Genomic DNA, 15356 nt, shown 5'->3' with positions numbered 1-15356 from the left:
CCTCCGCCTACGGATCGCCGGCCTTTTGCAGAATGTACCGGTGCACGGGGCCTTCGCCTCCGCGCTCGGTGTCTGCGTGCAGCAGGGCCAGCCCGGCGATTGCAAACAAGCGTCGCCACTCAGCCTCGGTGAGTGCCAGGGGAAGGAGGGACGGCTGGGTGCCGTCGGAGGGAGCTGGCAGCGACAGAATCGCCAGCCCGTTCTGCCTCAGCACGCGCCGGGTCTCCAGGAGATCCACGAGCGGCATCGGGCTGTGTTCGAGGCTATGCCGCGCGATCACGGCGTCCAAGCTCCCGTCGTCGAACGGCAGCTCGTAGCCGTGGCCCTGTTGCACTCCGTACACGTCGTCGGGCCTGAGCGTTGGGACGAGGCCGATAGCGTGGCGTCGGTATCGATGGCGAAGCTGCTTCACGGCCTCGCCGCTGCCGCAGCCGACGACCAGAACATCCTGACCGATCTTCGGCATCACGGCTAGGAAACGCTCGGTGATGACCGGCCAGTCGGCGGGGAGCCGGCACGTCGCGGCGTATCGCTCGATCAGTTTCAGATGATCGCGAAGTTGGGACGGCGCGGACCGCGTGTGCGTGGGGAAAGAGGACGGGTCCACGATGCCAGTCACGTTGGCGCCCTTTATTCCCCAGCGCCGGAGCAGGACCTGGCGGCTTTGCTCCGCGATGGCCTCTCGGTTCGGCAAGGCGGGGATCCCTGCGCCCGAATGATGGACATAGCAGTCCGGGGCCATGGCGGCGCGCCAACCTCGCGCGCGCGCCCGCAGCGTGTAGTCGGAGTCTTCGTGGCCGTACAGGCCGTAGCCGGTGTCCCACGGGCCGATTTCTTCGATCATCGACCGGCGCGCGAGGACGACCGTGGACATCAGGAGGGGAATGTCCTGAAGCGAGGCGGGGGCCCGGGCGGCCGCCACGGCCGTCATCTCGGCGAGGCTGGCTCCCGTAGGGAAGTTGCCCGTCTCTTCGAGATAGTGCTGCAGCAGAGGTGCCACGAGGCCAAGGCGCGGTTCGTGCTCCATGGCCGTCACGAGACGCGTGATCACGTCGGCCTCGAACTCGATGTCGTTGTCGCTGAAGAGGACGTATTCCGAGGTAGTGACCGCGTAGCCCAGGTTTCGTGCCCGGCTGGGCCCCGTGTTGGCTGAGTTGGCGATCACGAAGTCCGCGACCGATCGCAAGTAATCGGGCGTGCCGTCCGTGGAGCCGTTGTCCACGCAGATGAGCCGGTACGGGTGGCGCACGTGGCCCCGGTAGCACTCGATCGTGCGCTTGGTGAGGTCGATCCTGTTGAAGGTGATTATGACCACATCGACAGGGGGGCTCATGGCAGTGACTCTCCGCGGCCCTTGCGGTCAGGGGGCGTTCACGGGGACGAGCACAGCGCCACGGGTCGGCACCGGGGGTAAGACGGTCGCCGCCGGGCGGAAGACCGCCGTCAAGAGGCTCTCGACGCGGTGGGCGTACGTGTGGCGCGCCAGGACCTCGCGCTGACCTTCGCGGGCGATTGCCTCGCGCTCGTCGGGATGCTCGAGGTAGTACTGCGCGAGCGCGTCTAAGTTGTGGTCGTCGTAGCAGACCAGGTGGACGCGGTCCTGCAGCAGCTCGTCGAGCCCGGTTTCCGGCGCCAGTCGATTGGTAAGCAGGAGGCTCCCGGAGGCGCAGGCTTCGAACACCCGCTGGATCAGCCCGCCGACCAGGCTGCAGTTGAAGACGATCCGCGCGCGGGAGAAGGCGAGCGTCGCGTCCTCCAGGTACTTGGTTGTCACGAATACGTCGAACCCACCGCGCATGAGCCGGGTCAGTAGGCGGAAGCGGTCGGGGTTGTTCGAGGGCCGGGTCTGGCCGATGAAGACGATATCGAAGGCCTTCTCGACGTCGAAGCCGCGGTGGATCGCCGGATCGCACGCGGTCGGGAGCCAGTGCACGCTCCGGCAGCCGGCCTCCGCGAAGTAGCGGACGTGCCGACGGTCGTACATGACGAACACGTGATCGAACGCGCGCGCGCGGTCGAGCCTGAAGCGGCCCTCGATGTGGAAATCGCTGATGACGCAGGCGGTGGGGCAGTCGAGGCGTTCCACCCCCTGCGGCATGAAGTCGCGGACGTCGTCGTCGAACCAGATGAAGAGGTCCGGCCGCCAGTTCCGGGGGAGCCGGTCGAGGAGATCCGTGATCGGGGGGTGCTTTTCCAGGATGGGGATGTCGGGCGCGCGTCTGAGACGCCGGAGGAGCTCCATCGCTTCGCCGACGGACTCCTTCGATCTGAACGGGTTGCGCAGCTCCAGGTCCTGCCGGGTCGAGGCCAGCCGCTCGTCATCGAGGGGCGGGCCGGAGGTCAGCACGTCGTGACGCGTGCGAAGCGCGCGCGCGTAGTACGCCGATGGGAGCGTCGGATGGTTTCCGACGCTCACCAGGATCTTCAGGCGTTCGGGCCTGCGGCGGAGGTGGACGACTCGCCTCCGGGTCTCGGACATCGCGGGGGTCCTGCCTTGATCCGGTAAGGCGTCTACCGCGGGGTGCAGACGCTTGACGCGGGCGTCCCCACCACAGTGCGAGAGAGCCTGCTCCCACTGCTCACAAAACGCCTGGAGCGGGAACAGCTCAGCCACGCGCCGGCGCGCTTGCTCCCCCAGCCGGTGCGCGAGGGCGGGATCCGACAGAAGCCTGGTTGTCCAGCGCGCGAAGCTCTCCTGATCCTCACCCACGAACCCGTCGATACCCTCGCGAACGGGAGAGGTGGGGTGCGGCGTCGTGACCACGGGCATTCCTGTGGCCATCGCCTCGAGCAGCGGCAGGCCGTAGCCGTCCGCGTCGGGATCGAGGGGCGCGAACGCAAAGAGCCGGTGGCGGCGGTAATCGGCCTTGAGGTCCTCCCAGACTTCTCCATCACGGTGGTGGAGGAACCGGGTCACGCGGATGACGGTCCAGTAGAAGTTGGACAGCACCGAGTTGAGGAACTCGAGGCCGGGCATCGAGTCCCGCTCGTCGTCCGGGTCACCGACGCTCAGCACGCTCGGGACGTGCCCGGTGTAGCCGCCGTAGTCCGCAAGGTCGAGCCCGGGTGGGATCACCGGGCCGTCCAATCCCCAGCTCTGGTGGACCAGCGGGGATGTTGTGACGAACCGCCCGTGCGTTCCCAGACGTGTCGCCACCAGGTCGCGGATACGGCCTGCGGCCCAGGCAGTCCCATCGACCACCTGGTCGCGGAGCGGATGGCGCGCAACAAAGAAGGTCGGGGTCCGCTCTTCGCCAAGCCAGAGGAGATCGTCTACCCTGAGGGCGAGCCCGTAGTCCACACGCCCGTCGGCCAGGAGCTGGCGGGCGTCGGCTTCCGACGAGACTCGGCGGATGTTTGCCGCGACCGGCCGGTGGGCGGGATTCCACGGCCGCATCCAGTCGCAGACGACGAGCTGGTGGCCGGTCTTCGCCAGCAGGTGGAGGAACGGCTCGCTCCAGTTAAAGGTGAGGATGGTCATGGGCGACACGGGAGCCACCTCTCACTGAGCGCCGATCGTGATCGCAAGTCCGGGCGAGGTCGGCAGCTGCTCGGCGCCGACATCTTTGACGACGCGGGCCGGGACGCCGACGGCTACCATGTAGTTCGGCACGTCGCGGAGCACGACGGCGCCGGCGCCCACCACCGCGTCCTCGCCGACCGTCAGGCCGCCGAGGATCGTCGCGTTGGCGCCGATCCGGACACCCGATCGGATCCGTGGCCCCCGCTGTCCACCGCCCCTGGCCATCCGGTTGTCGTTGACCGTGGTGACCTGGGCGCCGAGAAGCACATGGTCCTCGATCACCGTGGTGCCGGCGATGTGGGAGCCGGCCTGGATCTCGGTGGCCTCGCCGATGAAGCTCTCGGGCTCGACCATGACCCTCGGGCCGATGCTGACGTGGTCGCTGACCTGGCAGCGTTCGTCGATCGACGCCAGATCGCCGATGAAGACCCCGTCCCCGATCCGGGATCCCGCGACCAGCACGCACGAGGCTCCGATTACGCATCCCGTCCCGATCTCCAGGGGCGGGAGCTGCTTCGCGTGCCGTGGGCTCGCCGGGCTCGTGACGGGCCGGCGCCCGATGACGCAGTGGTCGCCGATGACGGTGCGGGCGCCGATGCGGGTTCCCGGGTAGATGATGGTGTGGTGGCCGATCGTGACGCCTTCGCCCAGCTCGACCCCCTGCAGCAGGATGACGTTCCAGCCCAACGAGACGCCCGGGCCGACGGTGACTGTGCCGTGGATCACGCGGTTCATGGGCAGGACTCCTCTATGGCGGACTCGACGCGGTGGAGGAGGCGGTCGAGCTCGGCAGCCTGGGGCAGGTCCCTCCCGCGGGCGCTCAGCTCGGCGAGGACCTCGCGGGCGCGTGTCATGTCGCCCCGCTTCAGGTGAGCGAGGGTCAGGTTCACCAGGTACTCGGGCCGGTCAGGGCCCCGGGCGGCCGCCTCCTCGAGGCAGGCCACGGCTTCGTCGAGCTGGCCCGCGCGCAGGCACGAGGACCCGAGCGCGAAGAGCACGGGCGGGGCGTCGGGAGCGATCGCGGCGGCGCGCTCATACGCGGCGAACGCACCGGGCCGGTCGCCCATTGCCTCCCGGCAGTGGGCCAGCGCCAGCAGCGGCAGGGGGTTGTCAGGGACGAGCCGGGCGAGCTTCTCGTACGCGTCGGCTGCCTCGCTCCAGCGCCCGTCCCGGCACAGGGCCTGAGCGGCAAGCGTGAGGGCCTCTCGTGAGGCCGCACCGCGCTCCAGGGCTCTCAGCGCGGCGGCGGCGGCTTCGTCGTGGCGCTCGAGGGCCTGGAGCACCTGGACCCGCTGAAGGTGGTACGGCAGGTCATCCCGCCCCTGCCGTGACAGGGCCTCGAGCGCCTCGAGCGCCTGCGGCCACTCTTTGAGGGCCGAGCAGGCCAGCGCAAGCAGCCACAGGCTCTCCGCGTGGTCCGGGTTGAGTCGCAGAGCCGCCAGCAGACCGTCTCGGACCGCGTCGGTCTTGCCCTGCTGCCCCAACGCGCAGGCGCGAAGGTAATGGATCAACCACGGCGAGATCTCGTACTCGCGGCCCGGATCCTGCTCGCGATTCAGGCGGTCGGCGATTTCGAGCGCGCGAGCGAAGTGTTTCTCCGCCTCCCCCGGGTCGTCGCGCCTCAGCGCAGCGAGGCCCAGGTGGACGTGGGCAGGGGGCAGGTCGGGGTCGAGCAGGAGGGCTTCGCGGAGATGGTCGATTCCCTTCTCGGTATCGCCGCGTGCCAGGTGTGCGGCACCGAGGTTCTGGAGGGCCAGAGCCACGACGCGGGGTGAGAGCGTCAGGGAGGAGACTTCCAGCAGGCGTAGCGCGCGTCGGTAGGCGTCGATGGCCTCGTCCACTCGCCCGAGGAGCATGTAGGTCTCGGCGAGCTGGAACCATCCCGGGGCGTAGGTGGGGTCATCGTTGAGCTGGCGCTCGAGGAGACGAAGGTTCCGCTCCCCCTTGGCGCTGAGCTCTGCCGGCGCGAGCGTGTACCCCGCGTGCTCCACGATGATGTCCGAGTAGTCGATCCTGCCGCGGCCCGCCAGGCTTCCGATGACCTGCTCGTGGATGACGCCCTCGAAGGCCACCCCTGGGAGATTGCGGAAGAGCCGGGGGAACCAGTTGAGGCGGACGAGCCCGCCATCGCCCTGGCGAGGGCAGACAATCTTGACCAGGTACGCCACCGCTTCGGGGTTCCGGATCAGCTCGCGCAGCCGGGGCGCGCAGCCCTCGGCGAGCGCCTCGTCCGCGTCGAGGACGAGGATCCAGTCGCCGGTCGCGTGGCGGAGGGATTCGTTCCGCGCCGCGGCGAAGTCATCCCGCCAGGCCCAGTGCACCACCCTGGCGCCGAAGCCGACCGCGATCTCAGGGGTCCGATCCGTCGAGCCCGTGTCGACGATCACGATCTCGTCCACCCAGCCGGCGACGCTCCCAAGACAGCGGGGGAGCGCCGCGGCCTCGTTCTTGACGATCATGCAGAGGGAGACTGTGGGGTCGGCCATCGCGGTTCTCAGCGCAGCTCCAGCTCTCGGAGGACCGTCTCGCAGAGGCCGAGGCGCTTGTCGAGCTTCGGGTCTCGGTACCCGGCGCCCTGTGCCCGGCGGTACCAATGGGCGGCGGCATTGAGCCGGCGGAGACCGAGGTAGGCGTTCCCCAGAAGGAAGCACGTCTCGCCATCCTCGCGGTCGGTCGCCGCGAGCGCGAGGGCGTCGGCCGCGCCCGCGAAGTCGCCCTGGCGAAGCCGGACAATCCCGAGGGCCTGAGCCACCAGGTGCCGGTGGAGCGTCATCCCGAGCGCGTCCGGAGCGGCCTGGAGCAGGGTCGCGAAGATCTCCTCGGCGCCCCTGGTATGGCCCAGCTCGAAGCGGGCACGGGCCTCGGCGAAGCGCGCGAGGCTCAGCTTGCCGTTTCCCTCCTGGGCGTGGCGGCTTGCGTTCAGCGCATCGCTCCAGCGACTCTGCGCGAGGGCGGCCTCGGCGAGCTTGGCCCAGGCCAGGGCCCGGAGCTGTGGGTCCAGCGGATCCGACCGGGTCGCGAGCGCGCGTTGGAGCGCCTCCGTCGCCTCGGGCCACCGGGCCTGAGCTCCAAGCGTCAGCCCGAGGTTGAAGAGGACGAAGGCATTGTCCGGGCGCTCCTCCAGCTCCAGGGCGAGGAGGCGGAGGTTGCGGGCGAGCTTGGCGTCATCCGGGACGGCGTAACCCAGATGGAGGATCTCGACCTGTGAGCGAACGATTCTGCCGCCCAGGGCGCGAAGCGAGGGCGCCACCTGCTCGTGGATCCTGCCCGTGAAACGGACCCCCGGCAGGCTCCGAAACAGCCGGCAGTACGGCGCCGCCAGCGAGGGTGCCGGCTGGCCCGGAGGGAGTTCGGAGCGGAGCCAGAGATCGATGCCGATGACGTCGGGCTGCTCCATGAGCGGATGGAGCTGGGTGAACTCCTCGGCGATGATCCGCTCGTCGGCGTCGAGGACGAGGATCCAGTCTCCGGTGGCGTGACGGAGGGATTCATTCCGGGCGGCGGCGAAGTCGTCGCGCCACGCCCAGTGAGCCACCTTGGCTCCGAAGCCCAACGCGACCTCGGCGCTCCGGTCGGTGGAGCCCGTGTCCACCACGACGATCTCGTCCACCTGCGGCCGGGCAGCGGCCAGGCACCCGGCGAGGCGCTGCTCCTCGTCGCGCACGATCATGCAGAGGGAAAGGCGCTGGCCCGATGGGGTCATCGTGCCGGCACCTCCTCAGGTGCTTCGGCGACGTCGAGAGCGGCCAGGCTCGCCCTGGCCCCCTCGTGCTCGGGGTCCACGGCCAGGATGTGTTTGAGGAACCCGCGCGCCAGCTCGGTCTCGCCCAGGGCCAGGGCGCAGTGAGCCACACCGACCAGCGCCTCCAGGTTCTGGGGCTCGCGGCGGGCGGCCTCCAGGAAGACGCCTGCGGCCTCTTTGAGCCTGTCGGACTGGAGGAGGTGGATTCCCCTGGCGAGCAGGGGCCCGATTCCGCGCTCGGCGGCTGTATCGCTGCTGGCCAGAGCTGTCAGCCTCTCGGCGTATCGGTCGGCGACGTGGGCCCAGGTGAAGCGGCGGTGGGCAGCCTCGGCAGCCCGCCGGCCTCGCGCCCTGCACTCCTCAGGGTGCTCGGAGACATGCCGCATCAACGCTCGGAGCGCGGTCCGATCAGGCTCTGCCCAGACCGGATGGCCGACCGTCTTCAGGTGATCAACGCGCGGCTCCGGGAAGGCGATGGTCCGGCAGGGGATGAACCAGGCGGCATCCTCCGGGCAGAACTCCCGGACCGGACCGTAGTCGGTGACCAGGACCGGCAGGCCGGATGCCATCGCCTCGAGGATCGGCATTCCGAAACCCTCGCCGCGGAACGGATGGACCAGACAGTCTGCCGCCCGGTAGTAGCCGGCCATCTGCTGCGGAAGGACATCATCGTAGAAGTAGAGGACCTCGGGCGCGTCGGCGCGTCGCGTGAGGTCGCCCAGGGCGGTGTCGAGCCTGTGGCGGTAGTAGGCCTGGTCTTTGATGATGAGGCAGACGTCGTCGGCCGCGCTGAACTCCTCGAGGTAAGCCGCGAGCAGCACATCGATCCCTTTCCGCGAGATACTCCCGCCCACGAAGAGGAATTTGAACCGCTTGGCCGTGGGGAGGTTCATTGCGGGAGCGTCGGGATGGAAGATGGCCGGGTCGAAGCCGTTGGGGATCACCACGACGCTCTCGCCGGCGACGCCGCTCGAGACGAAACAATCTTTAACATACTGGGAGGGCACCCACAGCTCGTCCACGTTCCGCCGAATTCCCTCCACCCAGTCAACCGGCGCGGCGCCGAACTCCCACGGCTGGATGAGCACGAGCGTCTCCTCGGCAGGCCGGGAGAAATCAGGAGGGAAACGATGGCGTACGCGGATCCGGGCTCCTGCCGGGCGATGGTCGAGACGCTCTGCCAGAGCCGCCAACCCCGGCTCCTGGCGGGGGTCGAACTCGGGAGGCTCGTAGTTGGCCAGCCCCAGGTCCAAGCCGCGGCCCAGCAGCTCGCGGCAGATCTCACGGTTGACCGCGGCCAGGCTGTGGTGGCAGAAGAAGCTTCCCTCCCAGATCGCGGTGACCGGCGCCGGGGAAGGACCGGGGCGAAGAACGTCTTCTGAATAGCGCGGGAGGCTCTCGAGCGTGGGCCCCCACTTGGCGAAGAGCCGCTGGAGGTTCTCCCGCACGTGGGCGAAGCGCCCCTCGGTCATGCCTTCGTGGTGCTCGACCATCGCGTCAGCGCAGTAGCGGACCCGGTAGCCCTGGCGGCGGGCGGCCAGGCAGAGATCCACGTCCTCGCAGCCGTTCCGGTAGCCTTCGTCGAGGCCGCCCAGGCGCTCGAAGAGGCTCTTCCGGATGAGGAGGCAGGCGCCGGTCACCATGTCGAGATCCCTCGACTCGGAGACCCGCGGGTCGTCGGCAGGAACCCCGCGCCAGATGTGGTCCGGGATCCCGTCCGGGCCGAGGACGATGCCGGCGTGCTGCACGGTCTCCCTCCCCGGGTAGAGGAGGCGAGCGCCGACGATCCCGATGGTGGGATCCTGGGCCTCCTTCACCAGCGCCTCCAGCCAGCCGGGCTGAGGGACCGTGTCGTTGTTCAGGAAGACGAGGAGCTCCCCGCGCGCTGCCCGCGCGCCCTGGTTTGAGGCTCGGGCGAAACCGAGGTTTTCTCGGTTCGTGATGACCCGCACCCGATCGGCCCAGTCGGCCAGGAGCCGGGAGGTCTCGTCGGTGGACCCGTTGTCCACGACGATGACCTCGGCCAGCTCGAACGTGGCGGTCCGCGCGAGCGCCTCCAGGCAGGCCTGAGTGTACTCGGCCCGGTTCCAGACCGGGATGATGACGCTCGCCGCGGGCGTTGCCGTCGTCACGCTCTGAGGCGCGCGTGGTTTGGGGCGAGCAGCGGGATGGGCCGTGACCAGGTACTGGACGACGTGTGCCTCCTGGTCGAACCTCGCGGGGTCGCCACCCAGGCGCTCGACGGCCTCCCGGAGGACCTTACACGCCTCGGGCAGGGGCGTGGTCACCGCGTTCAGGGAATCCGCCTCCAAGCCCACCGTTCGCAGCAGCTCCAGGATCTCGGCCAGCGTGAAGAACCTGAGGTGGGTGCGATCCAGGATCCCCTCCGGCTGATAGCGCCAGCGACCGTCCACCAGGAGCGGGAGGAGGACCGAACTGTGGCGGACGTTCGGGATGCTCGCGACCAGCCGCCCCTCGGCGGAGAGGTAGCGGAGCAGGACGCCGAGCGTCAGCTCGGGATCTTTCAGGTGCTCGAGCACGTCGGCGCAGACGATGCAGTCGAACCACCCATCGGGGAAGGGGAGGCTCTGGATGTCGTCGAGGTCGAGACAGAAGACCTGGTCCAGGTGGCCGGCGGCCACCCGGGCGACGTCGGCGCTGGCCTCGATTCCCACGACCTCCACGCCGCCCCGGTCCTTCAGCAGGCGCCCGAGCGCTCCGCCGGCGCAGCCCACATCCAGGATCCGGTGGGCACTCGGCGGCACCAGCGCGGCGACCTCGGGACGAGGCTGGCTGTGGTAGGCGGCGAGCTGGGCCGCGTCTCCGCCGGGGCTAACCGGCTCGGCCTCGCGGGCCGCGGGTGGTGCGGCGAGCGGGGCGCCCCACGCGACGAGCCGGGGGTCCCCGGGTACCCGCGAAGCGGGTGGGGCGGGGGTGGCGAGGAGCGTGGGGCTGGGCCCCCGACGCCGAAGGCGTGGGGAGGGGGCGACAGGACCCGCGGCCTGCGTGAGATCCGACGCCGCGGCGGGAGAGGGCTCGGCGTCCTCGCCCAGGATCGCCGCGAGGAGCGAGGCGACGCGGTGGGCGTACGTGTGCTGGCGCAGGACCTCGAGCCGGCCCCGCGCGGCGATGGCCTCCCGCTCGTCGGCGTGGTCGAGGTAGTAGCGGGCTAACGCTTCCAGGTTGTCCTCGTCGTAGAGCACCAGGTGCTCGCGGTCCCGCAGGAGCTCCTCGAGCCCTGACTCGGGGGCGAGGCTGTCGGTGAGGAGGAGGCTCCCGGTGGCGAGGGCCTCGAAGACGCGCATGTTGAGGTCGCCGGCGAGGCTCCGGTTGAAGACGAGCCGCCCGCGGGCGAACGCCAGCGCCATCTCCTCGAGGATCTTCGTCGCCACGTGGACGCTCAGACCTGCCGCGGCGAGGCGCTCCAGCAGGCGGACGCGGTCAGGGTGCCACTGCCTGAGCGTCTGGCCGACGAAGACGACGTCGAAGGCCTTCTCCACGGCGAATCGCCGGTGGACGCGGGGATCGCACGCTGCAGGCAGCCAGTGCACGCTGGCGCACCCGGCCGCCTGGAAGGCCGGGATGTGCTGGCGGTTGAACATCACGAAGGCGTGCTGGAAGAGCTGCGCGTACCGGAGGCGCCAGTCGAGCTGGGTGTGACTGTCGCCCATGAGGCAGGCTGTGGGGCAATCCAGCGCCTCCAGCCCGAGCGGCAGGAAGTCAGGGCCGTTGTCGATCCAGAGGAAGAGATCCGGGCGCCACCCGGCCGGAAGGGTCCGGAGCAGCTCTCTCACGTCGGGCGTCCCCTTGGGGCATGGGTGATCGGCCGGGCGGATCAGCCCTCGCAGCAGCGCGATCTTCTCTTCCGCGCTGCCGGCGGCCTTGAGAGCGTGCTGGTCGGCCACGGCCTGCCACTGGCCCAGCGTCCCGTCGTCCATGGTCGGGCCCCACGTCCGGACATCGTGGTGCCGGCGGAGGGCTCGCTCGTAGTAGCTGGAGGTCGCGATCGGATTACCCGCGGTGGCCACGACAACCTTGAGCCGCCGCGGCGTCTGACCCTCGGGGATGCCACGCCTGGCTGAGAAGGCCGCCACCCGCCGGGATCCAGTGGCGACGGCGATAAACATCTCCTGGCCGTCGTGAACATCTCTTTCGATTTCGAACTCGAGTGTGATCTCAGCGAGATCCCGGAACCTGGGCTGGGCCCAGAGCTGGACCTGGCTGAACTCCGCGCGGAGGAGGTGCTCAAATTCTCGCCGTTCGAGGAGCCCGCAGTGGAAGTGGTCTGGGTCCGGAAAGCGCTCGTAGATGAGCTTGTTGGGAGTGCTGATAATCAGCTGCCCTCCGGGGCGCAGGACCCGCGCGATCTCCTTCAGCATCTGCTGCTGCTCGCGGATTTGCTCGATCATCTCAAAGCAGACCACGAGGTCGAACGTGCCGTCAGGGAAGGGGAGCTGTCGCGCATCACCGACGCCGAACGAAAGCCGGGGACCGTGGTACGCGTGCGAGGCGTACGTCACAGCCTCCGCGGAGATTTCGATCCCCACGACCTGCCGGGCCGTTTGGGCCAGCATCCGGCTCCCGTAGCCGACTCCGCATCCCAGGTCCAGCACGGTCTTCCCCTCGCCGAACCGCGCGGCGAAGCGGTAGCGCTTGGCGTGATGGACGTAGATCCCGACGAAGGTGTCGCCCGGCGTGATGCGGTCTCCGCCAACCTTGGTGACGACGGGGATGTGGTCAGGAACTGAGACCGAGACATAGATGACGTTCTTGCTCGAGGTCTCGGGGTCAGCAAACACAGACTCGGCGATCTCCGCCACGGCGGCGACGATCAGGGTCCGCCAGCCATCTTCGAGATCGGCGAGGTAAGGCGGGAGCGTCACCGTCGCGGGCCAGCCTTCCGCGATGCGGAACCCTTGCAATGTGAACGGGCTCTTGAGGTCCTCCCGGTAGCCCGTGAGGTCGCCCCACCAACGGTTGGTGCTTAGACGCTCGAGGCGCATCCCGGTGATGTGGAAGGCCCCGGCAGGGCAGCGGGCGAGAGAAGTCGTGATCTCTCCCGGGGCCCAGGGGAAGAGGTCAGCACCGGCAGTCTCTTGAGGGATCGGACGGACCTGGGCGTTCGGCGTGGCTCTCGAGGCCGCGCCGAGACAGCGGCGGAAGGCCTCGTTCCAGCGCTCGACGAACGCGTCAAGGGGGAAGCGCTCGGCCACGGCGCGTCGGGCGTTGGCGCCCATTCGGCGGGCCAGGTCGGGATCTTCCAGCAACCGGAGCGTCCATCGCCTGAAGCTCTCGGCGTCCTCGGCAAGGAACCCCTCGACGCCCTCGCGGATCGGCGAGGTGGGGTTTGCCAGGGAGACCACCGGCATGCCGGTGGCCATCGCTTCGAGCATGGCGAGGTTGTATCCGTCCTCCCAGGGCCAGGTGGTGGCGTTCGCGTAGAGCCGCGATCGGCGGTAGAGCGCCCTGAGCGCCTCCCAGCTCTCCGCCTCGTCGCCGGGGAGCCCGGGGTTCTGGCCAACGACCCTCCACGGAAGCCCTGCGAGCGCGGCTTCGAGGAAATCGGTCCCGAGCATGTGGCTCCGCTCGCGAAGGAGGTTCCCGACCGTGAGGACCTCGGCGGCCTCGCCGGTATACCCTCCGTGCTCCTGGGGGTCGATCCCGGGCGGGATGACGAGACCATCGAGGCCCCAGCTCTCCCGCTTCACCTCGGAGATCGTGACGAAGACCCCGTGGCGCGCCGCCAGGGCCGTGCGGGCGAACTCCCTCAGCTGACCCGCCAGCCGTTCGTCCCGCCCTGTGACCTCGTTGGTCAGCACGTTGTGGCTCAGGAAGATCGTGGCTGCCGGTTTGTCTCCGAGCCAGACCAGATCGGCAGCGTTCTGACAGAGGACCACATCCACCCGGCGATCCCGGATGAGCGCCGTGGCCTCTTCCTCTGAGCCCAGGCAGGTCGCGTTGGGCGGGAGCGGCCGGTAGCCGAGCCTCCACGGCCGCGCCCAATCGCAGACGAGCAGGCGATGGCCGGTCTTCGCCAGCAGATGGAGGTAGGGCTCATGCCAGTTGAAGGCGAGGATCGTCAGCGTCCCCGCGGTGGTCACGCCGAAACCCTCCCTGCGCTTTCGGTTTCGACTCGATCGAAGAGCGGGGAGAGGGCGCGATAGTAGGGAGCCGCCGTCACGATCGCCCGGCCGTCGTGGGCCAGGCTCGCCTCGGTCTGGGCGTCGCCAAGGTGGCGCGTCACCGCCATGGCGCGAGCCCGGGCCTCGAAGTCGAACGGGTTCCACTCGAGCGCCTTTCCGTAGGCCTCCAGCGCCACGGCGTCCTCTCCGAATGCCTCGAGCCCGTGGCCGAGCTGCGCGAGGTTCTGTTCGAGCCCGGGTGCTGCATTCACCGAGTCGGCCCAGTAAGTGAGCGCGCCCGGTAGTTCGTCAGCCTGTGCCGCCAGGCGGGCGAGCCCCGCCGAGACCCTCGCGAGGAGGAGCGGTCTGAGCCGCTCTGCCCGGGCGTCGGGATCTGCCTCGACGGCCGCCCGCTCCCATTCCACCCTGAAGCGGTCGAAGGGAAACGGGACCGGGAACCGGTCCACGGCGAAGGGGCACCCGCTTTCGAGGATGGCCCGCGCCTTCAGCCATTCGCTCTCGGCCCCGCGGGGGTCGCCGTGCTCGAGCTTGACGCGCCCGAAGGTCAGCAGCGTGATGGCGTCGCGCCTGTCGTGCTCGAGGGCCATCGCGAGGAGCCGCTCGGCGGTCGCCAGGTACGGGATCCGCTCCGCGCTCGGGAGGTCGAGGGCCAGGGTAGTGAAGAGCGCCCCGAGCCCGGCGGCAATGGGGCCGGCGGGAGCCTCAAGGCGCAGCGCCCGCTCGAAGTGGGCCCGCGCGATGCCGAACCCCGCGGGATCGGGCGAGCAGAGCGCCTTCAGCGCCGCCCAGTACGCGCGGCGCCACGGCGGGAGCTGGCGGAACGGGCGGGGGCCGTCGAGCTTCTTCGGCAGACCGGTGAGCAGGCGTTCGAGGTGATGGCGGTAGGTCTCGGATTGGACGCGGCGCCATCCCGCCTCGGCGACCCGCTCGAGCGCGTCAGGGTGCTCGAGGTAGTGGTCGAGGAGCGGCTCGAGGGTGGTCTCGGTATAGAGCACGCACGCCTCACCGGGCGCGAAGACGTCGGCGACCTCCAGGTTCTCCGCCTCCATGAAGAGCAGCGCGCCGCAGGCGGTGGCCTCGTAGGCGCGCATGTTCAGCTCCCCGCGGATGGAGCGGTTGAAGACGACCCGCGAGGTGTTGAGCAGGCGAGCGTACGCCTCCCCGTAGATGCCTGTCGCCAGGAGGACGCGACGCCGGGGGCTGAGCCGGGCGAGTCGCAGCAGCCAGCCGGCCCGGTCGGCCTGGACGTCGTGGTTGAAGTTGCCGACGAAGCAGATGTCCCACTCCTTCGGCGCGCCGGGCAGCCGGCGGTGGATCCCGGGATCGAAGGAGAAGACCGGCCAGTAGTCCACCGGTGTCTCGAGCTGCGGCCCGAGCGTGGCCACGCCCTTCCGGTCTGTCACGATGGCGTCAAACGCCTCGAGGAAAGGTGCCGTCGCCCAGAGCCCGAGGTTCCAGTCCCCCAGCACGGCGAGGCTCGGTACCGGGCATTCCTCCAACCCCTCGGGGAGGCAAGAGTACTCGGGCGACCACCAGATCAGGAGGTCAGGGGTCCACCCCGCGGCGAGGCGCTCCCAGAGAACCCCGAACGGCTCGCCGGGGCGCCAGAGGACCTCGGCGTGATGGCGATCGAAGCATCGGACGTCGAGGCCGCCCAGGTCGCCGACCACCTGCCTGTGGTCGAGCGGGTTCAGGGGGCCGAGGAGGACGCGCATGGTTCCTGCAGGGTGCGAACGAGGTCGCTGAGCTTCTCGGGGGTGAGCTCGGCAGCCGCTGCCATGCGGTTCGCCTCCTGAATCTTCCGGTAGAGTTCCTCCCGATGCACCGCGACCGCCGGTGGGGCCTGGACACCGAGACGGACCTGCGGTCCCTTGACTTCGAGGATCACCACCTCGATGTCGGGACCGATCCGGATCCGCTCGCCGGGTTTCCGCGAGAGTACCAGCAT

General features: G+C 69.5%; 8 protein-coding genes. All 8 read right to left on the bottom strand.

Annotation, left to right across the window (positions count from 1 at the left end; translation table 11 throughout):
- Positions 1–7: 7 nt before the first annotated feature.
- The 8 genes from HY726_19885 to csrA are packed head-to-tail and all read right to left on the bottom strand — an operon-like array spanning position 8 to position 15356.
- On the bottom strand, positions 8–1333 hold the full coding sequence (locus HY726_19885) for a glycosyltransferase (GenBank protein MBI4611256.1): 1326 nt from the start codon (positions 1331–1333) through the stop codon (positions 8–10).
- A gap of 27 nt (positions 1334–1360) precedes the next feature.
- Entirely contained in the window at positions 1361–3481 is a 2121-nt protein-coding gene (locus tag HY726_19880) for a glycosyltransferase (GenBank protein ID MBI4611255.1), read from the bottom strand.
- Between the two features lie 21 nt (positions 3482–3502).
- The gene (locus tag HY726_19875) at positions 3503–4258 is read right to left on the bottom strand and encodes an N-acetyltransferase (GenBank protein ID MBI4611254.1); all 756 of its coding nucleotides are present in this window, start codon (positions 4256–4258) and stop codon (positions 3503–3505) included.
- On the bottom strand, positions 4255–6009 hold the full coding sequence (locus HY726_19870; GenBank protein ID MBI4611253.1) for a tetratricopeptide repeat protein: 1755 nt from the start codon (positions 6007–6009) through the stop codon (positions 4255–4257). The genes HY726_19875 and HY726_19870 overlap by 4 nt, the downstream gene beginning before the upstream one ends.
- A gap of 8 nt (positions 6010–6017) precedes the next feature.
- Complete coding sequence (locus HY726_19865) at positions 6018–7226, bottom strand: glycosyltransferase (protein MBI4611252.1); 1209 nt, start codon at positions 7224–7226, stop codon at positions 6018–6020.
- Positions 7223–13366: a methyltransferase domain-containing protein gene (locus tag HY726_19860; GenBank protein ID MBI4611251.1), complete on the bottom strand. Its 6144-nt coding sequence runs from the start codon at positions 13364–13366 to the stop codon at positions 7223–7225. The genes HY726_19865 and HY726_19860 overlap by 4 nt, the downstream gene beginning before the upstream one ends.
- A complete protein-coding gene (locus tag HY726_19855; GenBank protein MBI4611250.1) occupies positions 13363–15123 on the bottom strand; it encodes a glycosyltransferase in 1761 nt (586 codons plus the stop codon). The genes HY726_19860 and HY726_19855 overlap by 4 nt, the downstream gene beginning before the upstream one ends.
- Entirely contained in the window at positions 15099–15356 is a 258-nt protein-coding gene (gene csrA, locus HY726_19850; protein ID MBI4611249.1) for a carbon storage regulator CsrA, read from the bottom strand. Before csrA ends, HY726_19855 begins: the two co-directional genes overlap by 25 nt.

It is taken from the genome of Candidatus Rokuibacteriota bacterium, from assembly GCA_016209385.1.
Classification (GTDB): domain Bacteria; phylum Methylomirabilota; class Methylomirabilia; order Rokubacteriales; family CSP1-6; genus JACQWB01.
Note: the sequence above shows the minus strand (reverse complement) of the source record. Positions and strands in the feature narration are given on the sequence as shown.